Here is a 16248-nt window from a genome sequence, read left to right as displayed (position 1 = left end):
TTAGGCAGCGGCTGTTGCAGGTCCGGAGCGCTTGCGGTTTTCCACATCGAAGAGGAGACCGCCGGGGCGCGCATAGACGAACCAGGTGACGAGAAGGCAGGAGACATAGAAGGCGAGGAACCCGTAGAGCGCAGGTGCGGCGCTGCCAGAGGCGGCAAGCGACATACCGAAGCTCTTCGGGATGAAGAAAGCTCCGTACGCAGCGATGGCGCTGGTAAAGCCAGTGATGGCGGCGCTTTCCTTTTCGGCCTGGCGCAGACGGTCGGCTCCACTCATCTGCGGCTCCAGCCGGTCAATCTCCTTGCGCATGATCGCTGGGATCATCTGGAAGGTCGAGGCATTTCCGACCCCCGTTGCAAAGAAAAGGACGATGAAGGAGACGAAGAACCCTATGAAAGCTCCCGGTGCGTCCTTGTTGGCAAGGAAGTAGAGGACCCCGACTGTACCCACCATCATCAGGACAAAGACCGCGAGCGTGACCCGTGCGCCGCCAAACCGGTCGGCGATCCATCCGGTGAAGGAGCGGGACAATGCGCCGACCAGGGGGCCGAGGAAGGCAATCTGCAGAACGTTGATTTCCGGAAACTGCGTTTTCGTCAGCAGCGGAAAGGCCGCAGAAAAGCCGATGAAAGAGCCGAACGTTCCCGTGTAGAGCCAGCACATGATCCAGTTGTGCCGGCGTTTGAAAATAACGGCCTGATCTGAGAAGGATGCCTTGGCGCTGGACAGGTCATTCATTCCGAACCAGGCGGCAAAGGCGCTGGCTATAATGAGGGGTACCCAGATAAATCCGGCATTCTGGAGGAAGAGTTCTCCCCCCTCCTCTGTTGCCTGTGGCTGCCCGCCGAGAAAGCCAAACACGCCGACAGTAATGACAAGAGGCACGAGAAACTGCATCGCGCTGACCCCCAGATTGCCGAGCCCGGCATTCATGGCGAGCGCATTTCCCTTCTCACGCTTAGGATAGAAGAAGCCGATATTTGACATCGACGATGCGAAGTTCCCGCCGCCGAAGCCGCACAGCAATGCGAGCACAAGCATGATCCAATAGGGCGTTTCGGGGTTCTGAACGGCAAAACCGATCCCGAGCGCGGGGAGCATGAGGGACCAGGTCGTCAGCGTCGTCCACAGCCGTCCGCCGAACACCGGCACCATGAAGCTATAGAAAATCCTCAGCGTGGCCCCCGACAGGCCGGGCAATGCAGCGAGCCAGAAAAGCTGGTCTGTCGTGTAGGCAAATCCGATTTGCGGCAGTTTGGCGACAACTACCGACCACACCATCCAGACAGCGAAGGACAGGAACAGGGCTGGGATCGAGAGCCAGAGATTGCGGCTGGCAATCTTCTTGCCGGTCTCCTCCCAGAACTGGGGCTCTTCCGGGCGCCAGTCCTCGATGAGCTTAGGCGCCAGCGCCCGGGCTTCGCGCTCTCCATGAATGGGCTGCATCTCCGGCAGTTGCGGCAGGGAATCGAGCGTTGCGCCGGCCGCTTCGCGCTCCATGTGCCGGATAGCAAGGTGCATCCAGATCAGCGAAGCCGATACGATCAGGAACAGCAGCATGAAGCAGCTCGTCCAGATGCCGGTCAGGTCATTCAGTACACCAAACAGTATCGGAAGGACGAAGCCACCGAGCCCGCCCATCAGCCCGACCAGACCACCGACAGCGCCGACGTCCTTGGGATAATAGACCGGGATGTGCTTGTAGACCGCTGCCTTGCCGAGGCTCATGAAGAAGCCGAGCACGAAGATCGCGATCACAAAGGCGACCGGACCTGTGGCAAGCCGGAAGCTGATTGGCCCGCGCACGCCATCGACGACATAGGAAGTCGGCGGGTAAGACAGGAAAAAGGTAACCACGACTGAGACGAGGAATGTCCAGTACATAACGGTCCGCGCGCCGACCCTGTCGGAGAGGTGCCCGCCATAAATCCGGAAAATGGAAGCCGGGATCGAATAGGCCGCTGCCAACATACCGGCTGTCTTCACATCGAAGCCATAAACGCCGATCAGATAGCGCGGGAGCCAGAGCGCCAGCGCAACGAACGCGCCGAACACGAAGAAGTAATAAAGCGAGAAGCGCCAGACCTGGATATTGCGGAGCGGCTCGAACTGGGAGGCAAAACTGCGTGGCTTTGCGCCCGTGCGGCGGCGCTCGGCGAGCTCAGGATCGTCAGACGTCAGGAAGAAGAAGACGAGCGCCACAAGCACGAGCGCGATCGCCCAGACATTGGCGACACCCTTCCAGCCCATCGAGGCCATGACGATGGGCGCCGCAAATTTCGTGACCGCTGCGCCTACATTGCCGGCGCCGACGATCCCAAGAGCAGACCCCTGCTTTTCCGGTGGGAAGAATTTCGAGACATAGGTGATCGAGACGGAGAAAGATCCGCCCGCAATGCCTATTCCCAACGCCGCCAGGAGAAACTCCGGATAGGTCGTTGCGAATGTCAAAAGCCAGGTCGCCAGCGCTGACAGCAGCATTACGGCGAGATTGACAATTCGGCCGCCGAACTGGTCAGCCCATATTCCAAGGAACAGCCGGGAAAGGGATCCGGTCAGGATCGGAGTGCCCACGAGCAGTCCGAATTGAGTCTCGGAGAGCCCGAGTTCCTTCTGAATCTGCAAGCCGAGAATGGCAAAGATCGTCCACACGGCAAAACAGGCCGTAAAAGCAAATGTCGTCAGGCCCAGGGCGCGCCCGGCGCCTTTTGCGGGCGTTGGAGTGGAAAGTGGCATATGGCCCCCGCGTCTCGTGTTCGGGGTCCAGAGGTGTCAGCAGTGGGGCGCCTGTGCCTTGATAATTGTGAAGCGCTTTCTTGGCGGATGTCCGCTTTTGCGCCTGGCTTGAAATCAATCTGAGCCCGCCTGACGAAGCCATGCCCAAGGCCTGATCTGCGCCGAATGGGACACGGAAAGTCGTCATCAGCTGCCTTGACTTTTATCAAGCTCACCATCAGGGTCAAAAAAACACAGCACCCCGTCAGACCCGATCTGCAAGCAGCAACGCCGCGAAAGTCACCCGGCGGTTCAGGAGGACGATATGACCATTCGAAGCGCAGATGCAGAGCGCGTAAGAAACATCTCCTTCTTCAAGCAGGCCGATGATCCGACCTTCGCAAGAGCGATGACCGGGGCTTTTCTCCAGCGTTTTCCGGCCAATACGACGCTTCTGATGGAAGGAGATCCCGTCGATTTCCTTTACATCCTGCTGGAAGGCGCAGTCGAACTGGGCGCTGGCTGGAAATCGAAGGACACAACGCTCGCGATTCTGCGGCCGGTTTCAACATTTATCCTGGCGGCGGTCGTGCTTGAGTCGGATTCACTCATGAGCGCTGTCACGCTGGAGCGTTCCGAAATCCTGATGGTGCCGGGCGATTCCCTGCGGCGGTCGATGAAAGAGGACGCCACTTTCGGGTTTGCCGTGTCAGAAGAACTTGCCGGCTGCTATCGCGGGCTGGTGCGCTCCATCAAGAACCACAAGCTGCGGGACTCAACCGAGCGGCTCGCCAACTATCTGCTCACCCAGCGTGTCCGTCAGGGTGAAAAGAACACAATCGTTTTGCCGCACGAGAAGCGCGTCCTGGCCGCCCTTCTTGGCATGACACCAGAAAACCTTTCCCGGGCCTTCTCCAAGCTTTCGGACAAAGGGGTGAGTGTCGAAGGCGCTCATGTCCGGTTCGACAATGTGGCCGCGCTCGAGCGGCTCGCACGCCCAACCCCACTGATCGACAACCACTATGCGCAGGATTGCAACACGAAAGGCAAGGCCTTCACCGAACGACAGCAGGGCCTGCTAGACACGAAGAGCGACTAGCCTCCGGTCTGAGCCAGATTTCTGATGTCGCCGGGATTGGCGGTGTGAAGATTGTGCGCTGCAGGTTTGAAGGTCAGAGCCTCGACAATCCGCGACTTGAGAACTTGGGTGCTATCATCTGAGCCGAGCAGGTCCCGAAGGTCGCGTCCGCCTTGTCCGAAAAGGCACAGCCGGAGTTGTCCCCGCGCTGTGACGCGGAGCCGGTTGCACCCATCGCAGAAGCCCGGCCCGTAGGGCGCGATCAGACCGATCCGGCCGGCATAACCAGGGTGCGTGAACTCGGTCGCCGGTCCGTCATCTTCCCCGCGTGCTTTTGCTGTCCAGCCATTGTCCTCCAGCCACTGGCGCAGGATCCGGCCGCTCACATGCTGCGCCTCAAAGAACGTCTTGTTATCCCCTGTCCGCATCAGCTCGATGAAACGGACGGAGACGGGACGCTCACGGACGAACTCTGTCCAGCTCGAAAAATCCTCCTCAAGCCCGTCCCGCAACAGCACGGCATTCACTTTGACGGTCTTCAGAGGCAAGGCCAGCGCGCACTCCAGTCCAGCAAGCACATCCGCTAGACGATCATGGCCGGTAATGCGATGAAAGGCCTCCCTGTCGAGGGAGTCTATGCTGACATTGAGGTTGGTCAGCCCCGCCCCAACCCACTCATCGATACGGCGAGGCAGATTCCAGCCATTTGTCGTCAGGGCGACTTTCTCAACCCCCGGCGTCGCTGAAATGCGGGCGATCAGTTGCGTCAGATCCTTCCGGACAGTCGGTTCGCCGCCTGTCAGCCGGACCTTACGGATGCCAAGCCCGGTGAAGGCGCGCACGAGCCGTTCAATCTCGTCTGCGGCGAGAAAGTCCATGGAACCGGTTTTTCGGTATCCATCCGGCAAGCAGTAGGTACATCGAAAATTGCAGACTTCTGTAACCGACAGCCGCAGGTAACTGAACCTGCGCCCGAAGGCATCCGTCGCGACTGCGCCGGGATGTGTCATCGCATGGCTCCTTTCCAAGCACGGGAGGCGGCAGGGTTTCCAACTGCCACCCTCGGCCGGGCCGCCATGACACCGGGAAACGGCGCTTTAGGCGGAACGGCTCGGAGCGAATTTCCAACACGCTATGCTGCGTGCCGCCCAGGGTCTTTGACGCTCGCGCGTCGCCGGATTGATGGGAGTCAAGTGACCGGTCCGGACCCGTCAAGGCACAGGATCAGGCCGCGGTGCCAACAACCTCGGGCCGTAGACCATTGCGAAAAGCGCGAATGCGCCTGCCCAAAATCCACTTGCGACATAATTGACCGGCGCTTGAAGTGCCCCGTCGAGGAACGGCGCCACCACACGCGTGATCGCGCCGGCATTGACCAATCCATATACCAGCACTGTCCCCCACCCTGCATGCAGGACGTGACCCGTGTGCCCCAGACTTGCCCGCGTCATGACCGCCAAGGTCATGACGCCAACCGCGCCTGCGCCGGCCGCGTGAATGCCTGCGACACTCGGAACGCCGGCCGGGAAAATACCGCTCAGGCCGAGAAGGATGAGCGCCAGCGCCGCCCAGGCAAATCCGATATGCAGAATGGTCACGAGGGGTTCAGCGAGCGTTCGCTGCCCCTGCCATCTTGCGAGTCGAACGATATTGAGGGCACCCGCCAATACAAGTAGTCCGGATGACAATGCGCGGTCCCCGAAGAGCGCCCAAACCGCAAGGGCAGCGAGGGAAAAAAGCAGCGCCATGCCGTCATACCGGTCAAACGGGGCCGGCATCGCGCCGCCCCGTCTGGCGAGCCAGTTGCGCGTAAAACTCGGGGTGATCCGCCCGCCGATCAGCAGGATCAGAAAAATCAGCGCGGCCAGTCCCGTCCTTATCGCCATCTGCGGCAGGCCACCATTTATGATTTCGCTCCAATGAAATCCGACATTCGCCAGGGCAAGGACCGAGACAGCAGCGGCTACTTTCAGGTTTCGCGTATTCTTGCCTGCAATCACTTCGCGCCAGATGATACCGGCAAAAACCAGAAGGAAAGCGCTCTCGATGGCCCCCGCCAACCAGGCAGGGTCCGGCTGGACCAGCATGGCGATACGCCCCGCAATCCAGATCGCCACCAATATCATGAGAGGTTGTCCGCAGACAGGCAGCCGGCCCGTCCAGTTCGGAACCGCAGTCAGCAAAAACCCTGCCACGATCGCAGATCCGTAACCGAAGACCATTTCATGCACATGAAATGCAAGGCCCGCCTCTACCGACAGGGCCACCGGGCCAAACGCATAGGTCGCAATCCAGAGGGGTATGGCGATTGCTGCCCAGATCGCGCCCAACAGAAAGAAGGGCCGCAGGCCAAGGCTGAACAGAGCCGGCCCCCTATAGGCACGAATTTGTTCAGCACTGGTCGCCATTCTGCATATCCCTTTTCAAATTTACCCGCATTTCGAATGGCCGCACTCGAGACAGGTGTCACAGCCTTCCTTACGGATCAGTGCTTTCTGACCACATTTCGGGCAACAGGCTGCATCCTTGCGGTTGCCAGTCTCGGCACTGCCCGCACCCGTCATGCCGAGATGTTCGGCCACAACGCGTCCGATCGCGGCGGGCAGAGAAGGCACGTACCGCCCGTCCATGAACGCGCCGCCCTGCGGATCAAACACAGCCTGAAGCTCGTCGGCGACGAAACTGACATCGCCCCCCCGGCGGAACACAGCCGAAATCATCCGTGTCAGGGCAAGGGTCCAGGCATAATGGTCCATGTTCTTGGAGTTGACGAAGATCTCGAATGGCCGGGGTCCATGACCGGTGTCTGCATCATTAATGGTAACATAGACAGCATGCGCGCTTTGCGGCCATTTGAGTTTGTAGGTCGCCCCTTCCAGTTTGCGTGCGCGCGGCGCGAGCGGCGTCTCCGGAACGTCCGCCTGGACAGGCGTTTCAGCGACCGAAAGGACAGATCCTGTGATGGCATTGGGCCGGTAGGTCGTCAGTCCCTTGCAGCCGAGCCGATAGCCTTCGCGATAGACATCCTTGAACGCATCGAAGCTGATATCGGCCGGACAGTTGACGGTCTTCGAAATGGAACTGTCCACAAAACGCTGCGCGCTTGCCTGCATGCGAAGATGATCCTGAGGGGTCAGGGTCTGTGCACTGACGAATACGTCTGCCGGTGGCGCCGCGTCGCCGTGCAGCCTGTGCCAGACACGAAGCGCATAGTCGGTGACGGGTTCTTCGACACTGGTGCCGTCCGCCTGACGCACTTTTCGCGAATAGGAAAAGGCAAAAACGGGTTCCACTCCGGAGGAAACGTTGTCGGCAAGCAGAGAGGTTGTGCCAGTAGGCGCTATCGATGTGAGGCAGCCATTGCGCAGGCCATGCTCGGAGATCAGGGCACGCGTGTCAGGATCGAGGCCCAGAAGGTTCGGGCGATCCAGAATGGCCTTGTCAAAAAGCGGGTAAGGTCCCTTCTCCGCCGCGAGATGGGCTGACGCGCGATAGGCGGCACGCTTGATTGCCCCCATCCAGCGCTCCGACAGAGCGACGGCCTTGTCCGAACCATAGGCAGCGCCGCAGAAGATCAAGGCGTCAGCAAGCCCCGTGACGCCCAGTCCGAGCCTGCGTTTGGCGCGGGCCTCCTCTCCCTGCTGCTCAAGGGGGTAGCGCGAGATGTCGATAACATTGTCAAGAAAGCGGATGGCGGTTTCTGTCAGCGTTTCAAGCTCGGTCAGCTCGATTTTCGCATCTGCCTCAAAGGGAGAGGAAACAAGCCGCGCCAGATTGATCGAGCCCAGAAGACACGCGCCATAGGGCGGCAGCATCTGCTCGCCGCAGGGATTTGAGGCGCTGATCGTCTCAATGTCTGCGAGATTGTTGAGCGCATTCACCCGGTCGACAAAGATCACGCCGGGCTCTGCGGCGTCATAGGTCGCCTGCATGAGCCGGTCCCAGAGACCTGACGCAGGCAATGAGCGATAGGGCTGGCCATTGAAGCTGAGCGTCCAGTCCCTGCCCGCCTCCAGCGCCGCCATGAATTCATCGGTCACAAGGACCGAAAGGTTGAAGTTGCGAAACCGCGCGCCATCGCGCTTGGCGTCGATGAAGGCCTCGATATCGGGATGATCAATGCGCAGGCAGCCCATCATCGCGCCGCGCCGCTGGCCCGCCGACATGATGGTCCGGCACATTGCATCCCATGTGTCCATGAAGGAGAGCGGACCGGACGCCTGCGCGCCGACGCCCATGACCGGAGCACCAGACGGGCGGATGGTGGAGAAATCCATCCCTACCCCGCCGCCCTGCTGCAGGGTAACAGCCGCTTCACGAAGATGTTCGAAGATTCCTGGCAGGTTGTCAGGGAGAGTCCCCATCACAAAACAGTTGAACAGGGTGACATTGCGCGCCGTCCCGGCACCGGCGAGGATCCGTCCTGCGGGGATAAATCGGAAGTCCGTGAGCGCATCGCGGAACCGCGCGCGCCAGACCTTCCGGTTTGCGGGGTTCTCCGCTTTGGCAACAGCATTGGCAACACGAGAAAGCGTTGCGGCGAGGTCAACATCCTCACCCTCGTCGGAGCGGAAGCGGTATTTCTTTTCCCAGATTTCGGCTGCAAGCGGCGTGTCGAAAGGCATGGTGATTGTCCTGTTCATCTGATCGCTGAAGGACGGTCAGGCTCTCCGATTCGGTGCGGCAAAACGCGAGGTGCGCAGCATCTGACAGCGGGATGAAAATTCCCCGGCCTGCCTTGACAAGGATCAATCACGGCCAGTCTCTCATGCCTCGCCGGATATACCGCGCGTGTAAGTCGCCATATCGAAATAGTCCCGCCAGACTTTGATCTTCCCGCCTTCCATAACAAACACGCCGCAACAGGGAAGATCGACAGCCTGCGTTCCCAGTCTCGTGCGATCGAGGCGCTCGGCTACAACAATATCGCCCGAGCTGACCAGAGTCAGGATCTCCCAGTTCGTCTCTGTCCAGTCCTTCAGGAAATTGCCGACAAATGCTTTCAGGGCACCATGGCCTGTCACCGGCCTGAAGGGCATGTTGTGGTAAACGCCGTCGTCGGCGAAATAGCTTACAATTTCATCGACGCCCAGACGCGACCAGGCGGCTATGAATTCCCGGATGATTTTTTCGTTTTCAGTCATCTATGTCTCCTGTCGGATGAGCCTGAAGTCTCAGAAGCGGATATAGGAAACAGGTGCGCCCGCCGGTTCAGCCGGTGCGCCAGGCAAACGGCGTATCAGTGCATCTGACGCCGCAAGTGACCGCTGGCTCCCTGAATCCTGCGAGTCTGCCAGAACAAGCCCGCGTTCTGTCATCCGGGCCCGGAGGAAGGTTTCCCGGTCACCGCAAGCAGGAAGAGGATCAGCGCAACAGCCCTGCTCGAACACGACGGCAGTGGCCGCATCGCCGCCACTCATCCCGGTCAGGAGGGGCGCCAGCAGCAGCCGGGCGGTGACCAGGGCAGACGTTGGATTGCCCGGAAGGCCAAGAACGAGGCGGGTACCAATCCGCGCCAGCCAGACGGGCTTGCCGGGCTTGATGGCTACTTTTGGGAAAACATAATCAGGCGCTTCGCCAAACACCGAACGCGAGTAATCACGGTCACCGACTGACGCGCCCCCAATCATGATGATCAGATCAGCCTCCTGCAGCGCGCGCGCAGCCGCCGCACCAAGCAGTTCGGGCACATCCGGCAGGCGCTCGGACCGCAACAGACGGCCACCATGTGCGGTAACGAATGCGGCGATGCCAGGCGAGACGCTTTCCGGGATGGCGCCGGGCCTTTCCATTGCCTGCCCCGGCGCCGCCAACTCATCACCCGTGGCCAGGATCACCACACACGGTTGGCGCCAGACAGAGATCCTGCCCTGGTCTGCGGCCGCAGCGGTGGTCAGAGCCCGCCAGTCAAGGCGAATCCCGGCAGGCACAAGCAGGTCACCCGCTGCGAAATCCGATCCTGCGGCCCGAATATTGCGGCCAGGTCCATGTGGGCGAAGAAAGGTGACCCGATCGCCCGCGCGTTCGGCGTTTTCCTGAACGATCACGCGGTTTGCGCCGTCGGGAACCGGCGCGCCTGTAAAGATGCGAAATGCCGTGCGCTCCGGCAACCGCTGGCCTGGCAGCGTGCCGGCAGCCGCCTCCCCGGCAATGATCAGGCTGAATGGAATATCCTTGAGATCGGCCTCACGCACGGCATATCCATCCATGGCCGAGACATCAGTACGCGGCATGGCAAACCGCGCCGTGACCCCTTCGGAAAGCACTCGACCCGATGCGGCTTCGAAGGACACGCTTTCAGAACCCAATGGCAGCGCGACGCCGATCACGCGGGAGAGTGCCTCATTGAAGGAAATCATGGCACTTCGGTCTCTGCCCGCCAGTCGCCGGACTTGCCGCCGCTCTTCTCTTCAAGGCGGATCGCTTCAATGATAATACCCTTGTCGACAGCTTTAAGCATGTCATAGAGCGTGAGCGCGGCGACACTCGCGGCGGTCAGCGCTTCCATCTCAATGCCGGTCTGGCCGGTCAGTCGCACTTCGGCGGAAATTCTGAAGCCCGGCAGGGCGTCATCCATCTCTATCGTAACGGCCACCTTGCTGAGCATCAGCGGGTGGCAGAGCGGGATCAATTCATGGGTTCGCTTGGCCGCCATGATGCCGGCAAGCTCTGCCGTCGTGATAACCGCCCCCTTGGGCGTGCGCGCCTCGCGCACCGCGGCTAGCGTTTCGGGCAGGCATCGCACGCGCCCGCTCGCCACCGCGCGGCGCACACTTGCGGCCTTCTCGCTCACATCCACCATATGAACGCGGCCATCAGAATCGAGGTGGGTCAGCTTCGTCACGGACAGATTCCCCGATAGCGTTCAATCTGACCGACCAGGGAGCACGGCCGGAACCTGCTATCGAACTCCAGGGCGAACACATGGTCCCATGCGTCCCGGCAGGCGCCGGTTGAACCTGGAACACAGAAAATGAATGTCTCGCCCGCTTGCCCCGCGAAAGCACGGGACTGCAGGGTGGAAACGCCCACCGTGCCAAGGCTCACCTGGTGAAAGACGACGGAAAAGCCATCCATCTCGCGCCGGAACAGCGGTTTGACGGCTTCAGGGGTCACATCGCGAGGAGAGAATCCTGTTCCACCCGTCGTCAGCACCACGTCGATCCCCGGTTCGGCGATCCATCGCGAGACAACTGCACGGATATCCGCCACCTCATCCCTGACGATGGCGCGCTCGACCACGTTATGACCCGCCGCCCGGGCCCGCTCGATGAGCAGGCCGCCAGAAGTATCTGTTTCGGTATTTCGGGTATCGGATACCGTCAGTACAGCGATGTTCAGCGGGTAAAAGGCAAGGCTCTCGTCAATGCCCGGCATTTTTTTCATTCCATCTCTCCAAGTCCATTCTGTCTCGATCTGTAGGCTCTATCCAGCGCTCGCCAAACGGTCCGAGTTCGCGCTTCCAGAAGACGGCTTCTGTCTTGAGCCTGTCCATAAGATAATCGGCAGCCAGAAACGCTTCCCGGCGATGGTCGCCCGTCACGCCGACAAAGACGATAACCTCGCCCGGAACCATGGCCCCGCAGCGGTGCACCACGGACACGGCACTGACATCGAACCGCTTAATTCCCGCCTCAGCGATCCGTTGCAAGGAAACAAGCGTCATCCGGGGGTGGTGATCGAGAATCAGCTTCTCCAGCGGTTCTCCCTGCTTGGTGACCGGCCGCACTGTCCCCTGAAAGGAAACGACGGCGCCATGACCGGGTGCGCGAAGCCGGAGGTCATCCAGTCTCGCGGCGGCGTCAATGACCGTGTTTGCAAGCTCGGCATGCAAGCCTTTGTCGCATTTTTCGTCCGTCATAGGGGACCCCTCATTATCAATAGAATGCGCCATGGGATCCGAGGACCGCTGCCAGGACAGTTATCAGCGACAGGGTCATCAATACCAGATGTCCGCGCTGGACGATCGCCATCGTTCTTGCGGGTTGTGCGTGCATCTGCCGCGAAAACCAGCGGTCCAGATAGAGCGGCTCGAGAACGAACAGCACGATGGTGAACACCAGCCAGATCGCTACCATGGCATGCATCCACCAGAAGCCGGGATCCAGAAAACGGCCCCAGGCGGCAAGACGGTAGGTAATGTAGAAGCCTGTCAGACCGGCAACAGTAACCGAGATCTTTGCCTGCCAGGAAAACGCACTTTCGATCGCTGCAAAGATGCGCGCCCGCTCGGCTGGCTGAGTCAGGCTGCGGACACCAGGAAGCAGGACGAGTGTTACGAAGCAAACGCCGCCGATCCAGTGGACGACGGCGCCGACATGCAGGGCTCGGGCAAGTGTGATGTCAAACACGGGCTCAGCTCACCCCCCCGAGACCGGGCTCATGAACTCGACAGTATCACCAGGCCGGATGACGTAGTCTTCCGGGACAATCTCATCGTTGACGGCAGCCCGCACAGACCGGTGAAGGATGGCGTCCACATTGTATTGGCTGGCAAGCAGGGCCCTCAGTCCGGAAACAGCAAGGCCGTTCATGGACACCTCGACATTCGCGGCGCCGCTGAACGGAGCCGCGATACGCCCGTGAAACCCTATCTGCATACGAACAATTCCTTTTACTGGCATTGGCTGGCCTGCTTCAAACCGGGGGTAGTGGTGAGACACCGACCACAGGCCGATGCAGGAGAATGAGTCCGCCCCAGACGACCGGCAAGAGCAGCATCCTCAACTGAAGGAGCTCTCTCCATCTGGCGTTGCCTGTCAGGAGCGCGGCAAATGGAACAAGGCTCGTCCCGCGGATCATTTGGGACCACAGCGCGCCGCCCCGCATTCTGCTCCGGGTTTCCATGGCGAGAATTCCCACGACTGAAAACACTCCCAGAGACCCAAACAGCAGCACGTGCGCGAGGTCGCCATTTGCAATAAGGTGCGCCAAAGACCAAAGCACCATCGCCCAGAGCAAGGGATGCCGGGTTACCGCAAGAATACCGGGACGGGCCGGATTGTAGGCCCTTTCCGCGAGGCCGCCGAGACTGAAAGGATTGGCAATGGCTGTCCCTCCGATCACCAGGAGGAGGGCCAAGGCCATAAGGCCATTGGCAAGCCAGAGGCCGTGCGGGCCCCAGAACCAGAGCCAGACATAGGGCGCCCTGCCGGCAGCGATAATGAGCCAGGCGAACAGCGCAAGGGACACCGCGCTGTAAAGCGCCAGATAGGCCCAGCGGCCCAGCAGGGAGACCAGCCGGATGCGAATACCTGGCCGGGCTGGCAAGGCGTGACTGACAAGAAAGACCAGCGCTGCGCCCAGAAACTCTTCCCATCCACTCACCTTGCGCCCGTCCTGATCCGGCATCCCGGGAATATTATTAAGGCAAATCAGGGCGATCCCGCATGACATTGATCATCCGGCAGAATGCTATTTTACCGGTCGCGGGCAGATGATTGTAATGGGTCTGCGCCGACTGAGCCGCTACTGACAAGATCCAAGGCCCGAGGAGAAAGCGCATTGGTGCCATCACTGCTGATTGCGGCATTCTTCATAACCGCCGTCCTTTATGCCAGCGTCGGCTTTGGCGGGGGCTCAACTTACAACGCGTTGCTGGTGCTCAGCGGCGCTGACTACCGCATCGTTCCTGCCATCGCGCTCATCTGCAATGTCTTCGTGGTCACCGGCGGTGTCTGGCGGTTTTCGCGGACGGGAGATCTTTCCACCCGTCGCCTCTTGCCCTTCCTTATCACATCTGTGCCGGCGGCATGGATCGGTGGCCGCTTGCCCATCAGTGAAACAACCTTCGTTGGACTGCTGGGAGGAGCGCTCCTGATTTCAGGGGTACATCTTGCCCTTCAACGCGCCACCGTTGAGTCAGAGACCGTCTCGCAGTTCCGCCCGATCCCTCCGGTGCTGTCAGCTGCAATCGGCGGATCGATCGGCATCCTCTCAGGATTGGTAGGCATAGGCGGGGGGATATTCCTTGCCCCAGTCCTCTATTTAATGCGCTGGGGAAACGCAAAGCAGATCGCCGCCGCCTGCAGCCTGTTCATTCTGGTCAATTCCCTGTCGGGCCTTCTGGGCCAGGCGTTCAAACTCCAGGACCTGGACCTGATGTCGCTCGCCCTGCCCTACTGGTTGCTACCGATCGCTGTGCTGGCGGGTGGACAGATCGGATCCTGGCTGGCCGGCTATCATATAAAGCCCAGTTTAATCCGTATAATGACCGCTATTCTGATTCTGTATGTTTCAGTTCAGCTGCTCTATAGATGGAGCACTCTGATCTGAATCAGCGAGCGTCAGCTCGCGAAGGATGAAATGCTCAAGGCGCGGACAAGACCCGCCTGGTGACCGGTCTGAGCGACTTTTCAGGCGCAGGAAACGGAGTGACGCGGTGGCCATTTCTTCAGCAATTCACCGAACAGTTCCTTTTCGGAAAGCGTATCTTCACCTCTCCGGATGGTGCAGCTGTCTGAGCACGCTGCCTATGGATTTGATGACGACGCGCCGTGCCCGGCCATGGAAATGGAAAATCAACCTCGACCGTTCGGTGTCATTATCCGTCTCTGCTTTACTTCGTAAGACGATTGCGCTGTCGCGCGAAAAGCATCAGGCCGGTCGCCAGAACAACGCGGAAGATTTCAGCCATTAGGTCCGCCTCGGTCAGGGTTTCCAACGCCAGGTCCAGCGGTCGTCATGTCCCCTCATTCCAATAGCCATTCGCTGCAGCCACAGTGGCGAAATGCGTTGCCACGACCTGGCTGGATGCAATCAGCGCATCGGCGCTTTCGGCGTAACCAGGTCGCAGTCTGCCGCGGATCTCATCGTCTGGCTGCGTCATCTTGATAGCGACACGCGCCATCTTGAGTGCAAGGGCATAGCCTTCTTCGGGGGTCGCGGTCTTAAGGGTCGGGAGCCAGGAGGTCATAGGAAGGTCCAGTCATGCTTGCGGTTTCAATTCAGCGGATCGTTGGTTCTGCAGATCATAAAGGTCTCGGCGTTCATCTTACGCAACCGGTTCAAGCGCGATGTCGGCGAGCGTGGATTGGTCTAGCTCGGAAAGAAATGCCATTTCGGCAGATTGCAGCCGGGCCTTGAGCCTGCAACGAGGGGTGAGGGTACAAGCGCCCCCGTCGGCGCTCAGGCATTCCACCAGCGGCTGTCCCTCTTCAAGCAACCGGATAATGGCTCCCAGTCTGATCTCGTTGGCCGGCCGCCCAAGCTCAGCGCCACCCCCCCCACCACGCCGGGTCTGGATCAGCCCGGCTCCAGCCAGGCGCTGCATGATCTTAGCTAAATGGTTGCGCGACAGGCCGAACTCCTCTGCGAGCTCTGCCGTCGAAAAAGCACGGTCCGGCGCACTCGCCATGCGCATCAGCATTCGCAGTCCGTAGTCGGTAAAAGCAGTCAGACGCATGGGGCGACACCTGTCACTTAATCGGTATTTACAATACCTATTAACAGCCCTACGCTGTCTTGCAAGTCCAATAGAATGCGTCCGCCATGAACACTGCCCGTCCTACCGCTCAGATTGCTTCGGCCAGGCCAGAGATGACAGCCGTCATCGTGACGGCCACAGGCCTTGATGAGTCCCTGCTTCGGGAAATGGTGCAGGCCTTCTACGCCAAGGTCCGATCCGATGCTGTTCTTGGCCCCATTTTTGATGCGCACATCACCGACTGGACACCACATCTGGAACGTATGGTCACTTTCTGGTCTTCAGTGGCGTTGATGACGGGGCGCTACCATGGTCGCCCGCAGGAAGCACACACGAAGCTTGCGGTCGGTGCCCTGCATTTCGAGCGATGGCTCGCTCTGTTCAAGGAAACTGCGCAAGAGACATGTTCGGCTGCGGGCGCCGCGCATCTGATCACGCGGGCAGAACGCATTGCACGTTCACTTTTAAGCGCCGTTGAAGAATCGCAAACAGTTCCCAAGCCGCTTTCGGATGGCGCAGACCAAAGGACACCCCCATGACAGATGCCGCACCGATTCAGAACGCCTCGGACCTGACTCGATATATCGAGACGCGCTATCATCAGACGCATCGTGAGCAGCTGCCAGTCCTTGCCGAACTTGCCGCAAAGGTCGAGCGCGTGCATGCAGGGCATGAGCGTGCGCCGAAGGGGCTCCGCGAACTCCTGCGACAAATGATCGGTGAGTTGGAAGTACACATGAAGAAGGAGGAGTTGATCCTCTTTCCAGCAATTCGGGCGGGCGGCACCCCCGGGCTCGCCCACCCCATCGCCGTCATGCGTGCCGATCATGATGATCACGGACGGGCAATCGCGGCCATCGCGCAGCTCACGTATAACCTGGAACTGCCCGAGGGCGCATGCGGAACCTGGACCCGCCTGTATGCCGGTCTCGCGGAGTTCATTACGGACCTGACTTCGCATATTCGTCTGGAAAATGAGGTGCTCTTCCCGCAATTTGACCAGGTCAACCATACCGATACCTGACGGAGT

At 60.0% G+C, this 16248-nt stretch carries 19 protein-coding genes and 1 riboswitch; of the genes, 5 read left to right on the top strand and 14 right to left on the bottom strand.

All coding sequences use genetic code 11. The features are described 5' to 3' along the window. Nucleotides 1-2736: a nitrate/nitrite transporter gene (locus HNE_RS07705; protein WP_011646570.1), complete on the bottom strand. Its 2736-nt coding sequence runs from the start codon at nucleotides 2734-2736 to the stop codon at nucleotides 1-3. Between the two features lie 304 nt (nucleotides 2737-3040). On the opposite strand from HNE_RS07705, the gene HNE_RS07700 reads away from it, so the two are divergent. Beyond that, the gene (locus tag HNE_RS07700) at nucleotides 3041-3814 is read left to right on the top strand and encodes a transcriptional activator FtrB (protein WP_011646569.1); all 774 of its coding nucleotides are present in this window, start codon (nucleotides 3041-3043) and stop codon (nucleotides 3812-3814) included. Here the strand turns inward: HNE_RS07700 and moaA are convergent. From moaA to HNE_RS07645, 11 genes are all read right to left on the bottom strand, one after another. Continuing rightward, the gene (moaA, locus tag HNE_RS07695; RefSeq protein ID WP_011646568.1) at nucleotides 3811-4803 is read right to left on the bottom strand and encodes a GTP 3',8-cyclase MoaA; all 993 of its coding nucleotides are present in this window, start codon (nucleotides 4801-4803) and stop codon (nucleotides 3811-3813) included. The two genes, HNE_RS07700 and moaA, sit on opposite strands and share 4 nt — an antisense overlap. Next, a riboswitch (molybdenum cofactor riboswitch) is annotated at nucleotides 4795-4922 on the bottom strand. Its footprint overlaps the gene before it by 9 nt. A gap of 82 nt (nucleotides 4923-5004) precedes the next feature. After that, nucleotides 5005-6201 (bottom strand): NnrS family protein, encoded by a 1197-nt coding sequence (locus tag HNE_RS07690; protein ID WP_011646567.1) that lies wholly within the window; start codon nucleotides 6199-6201, stop codon nucleotides 5005-5007. Nucleotides 6202-6222: 21 nt separating this feature from the next. After that, nucleotides 6223-8418, bottom strand: a complete 2196-nt coding sequence (locus HNE_RS07685) for an adenosylcobalamin-dependent ribonucleoside-diphosphate reductase (RefSeq protein ID WP_011646566.1) — start codon at nucleotides 8416-8418, stop codon at nucleotides 6223-6225. 141 nt (nucleotides 8419-8559) lie between these two features. Further along, nucleotides 8560-8937 carry a limonene-1,2-epoxide hydrolase family protein gene (locus HNE_RS07680; protein ID WP_011646565.1) on the bottom strand — a complete coding sequence of 126 codons (378 nt, stop codon included), beginning with the start codon at nucleotides 8935-8937 and terminating at the stop codon, nucleotides 8560-8562. Between the two features lie 30 nt (nucleotides 8938-8967). Beyond that, nucleotides 8968-10152, bottom strand: coding sequence for a molybdopterin molybdotransferase MoeA (locus HNE_RS07675; RefSeq protein ID WP_011646564.1), 1185 nt, complete (start codon nucleotides 10150-10152; stop codon nucleotides 8968-8970). Further along, complete coding sequence (gene moaC, locus HNE_RS07670) at nucleotides 10149-10643, bottom strand: cyclic pyranopterin monophosphate synthase MoaC (protein WP_035591606.1); 495 nt, start codon at nucleotides 10641-10643, stop codon at nucleotides 10149-10151. Before moaC ends, HNE_RS07675 begins: the two co-directional genes overlap by 4 nt. After that, entirely contained in the window at nucleotides 10634-11170 is a 537-nt protein-coding gene (gene moaB / locus HNE_RS07665; RefSeq protein WP_011646562.1) for a molybdenum cofactor biosynthesis protein B, read from the bottom strand. The genes moaC and moaB overlap by 10 nt, the downstream gene beginning before the upstream one ends. Beyond that, nucleotides 11157-11654 carry a molybdenum cofactor biosynthesis protein MoaE gene (locus tag HNE_RS07660; protein ID WP_011646561.1) on the bottom strand — a complete coding sequence of 166 codons (498 nt, stop codon included), beginning with the start codon at nucleotides 11652-11654 and terminating at the stop codon, nucleotides 11157-11159. Before HNE_RS07660 ends, moaB begins: the two co-directional genes overlap by 14 nt. A 16-nt stretch (nucleotides 11655-11670) precedes the next feature. Beyond that, nucleotides 11671-12144, bottom strand: a complete 474-nt coding sequence (locus tag HNE_RS07655; RefSeq protein WP_011646560.1) for a membrane protein — start codon at nucleotides 12142-12144, stop codon at nucleotides 11671-11673. A 9-nt stretch (nucleotides 12145-12153) separates the two neighbouring features. Next, complete coding sequence (locus HNE_RS07650; RefSeq protein WP_011646559.1) at nucleotides 12154-12393, bottom strand: MoaD/ThiS family protein; 240 nt, start codon at nucleotides 12391-12393, stop codon at nucleotides 12154-12156. Between the two features lie 37 nt (nucleotides 12394-12430). After that, nucleotides 12431-13144, bottom strand: coding sequence for an NnrU family protein (locus HNE_RS07645; RefSeq protein WP_011646558.1), 714 nt, complete (start codon nucleotides 13142-13144; stop codon nucleotides 12431-12433). A 156-nt stretch (nucleotides 13145-13300) separates the two neighbouring features. Here HNE_RS07645 and HNE_RS07640 point away from each other — a divergent pair, with 156 nt between their 5' ends. Beyond that, complete coding sequence (locus tag HNE_RS07640) at nucleotides 13301-14068, top strand: sulfite exporter TauE/SafE family protein (protein ID WP_233352020.1); 768 nt, start codon at nucleotides 13301-13303, stop codon at nucleotides 14066-14068. A gap of 199 nt (nucleotides 14069-14267) precedes the next feature. Beyond that, nucleotides 14268-14432, top strand: a complete 165-nt coding sequence (locus HNE_RS18720; RefSeq protein WP_156950311.1) for a hypothetical protein — start codon at nucleotides 14268-14270, stop codon at nucleotides 14430-14432. A 42-nt stretch (nucleotides 14433-14474) separates the two neighbouring features. Here the strand turns inward: HNE_RS18720 and HNE_RS07635 are convergent, their stop codons facing one another. Both HNE_RS07635 and HNE_RS07630 read right to left on the bottom strand, forming a co-directional pair. Next, the gene (locus tag HNE_RS07635; RefSeq protein WP_011646553.1) at nucleotides 14475-14708 is read right to left on the bottom strand and encodes a hexameric tyrosine-coordinated heme protein; all 234 of its coding nucleotides are present in this window, start codon (nucleotides 14706-14708) and stop codon (nucleotides 14475-14477) included. 78 nt (nucleotides 14709-14786) lie between these two features. Then, entirely contained in the window at nucleotides 14787-15197 is a 411-nt protein-coding gene (locus tag HNE_RS07630) for an Rrf2 family transcriptional regulator (RefSeq protein ID WP_011646552.1), read from the bottom strand. Between the two features lie 134 nt (nucleotides 15198-15331). Here HNE_RS07630 and HNE_RS07625 point away from each other — a divergent pair, with 134 nt between their 5' ends. Both HNE_RS07625 and HNE_RS07620 read left to right on the top strand, forming a co-directional pair. Next, nucleotides 15332-15757, top strand: coding sequence for a group III truncated hemoglobin (locus HNE_RS07625; RefSeq protein ID WP_011646551.1), 426 nt, complete (start codon nucleotides 15332-15334; stop codon nucleotides 15755-15757). Beyond that, a complete protein-coding gene (locus tag HNE_RS07620; protein ID WP_011646550.1) occupies nucleotides 15754-16242 on the top strand; it encodes a hemerythrin domain-containing protein in 489 nt (162 codons plus the stop codon). The genes HNE_RS07625 and HNE_RS07620 overlap by 4 nt, the downstream gene beginning before the upstream one ends. Nucleotides 16243-16248: the final 6 nt, after the last annotated feature.

The sequence above is a fragment of the Hyphomonas neptunium ATCC 15444 genome, from assembly GCF_000013025.1.
Classification (GTDB): Bacteria; Pseudomonadota; Alphaproteobacteria; order Caulobacterales; family Hyphomonadaceae; genus Hyphomonas; species Hyphomonas neptunia.
The sequence above is the reverse complement of the archived record's forward strand: the minus strand, read 5'-3'. Positions and strand labels throughout refer to the sequence as shown.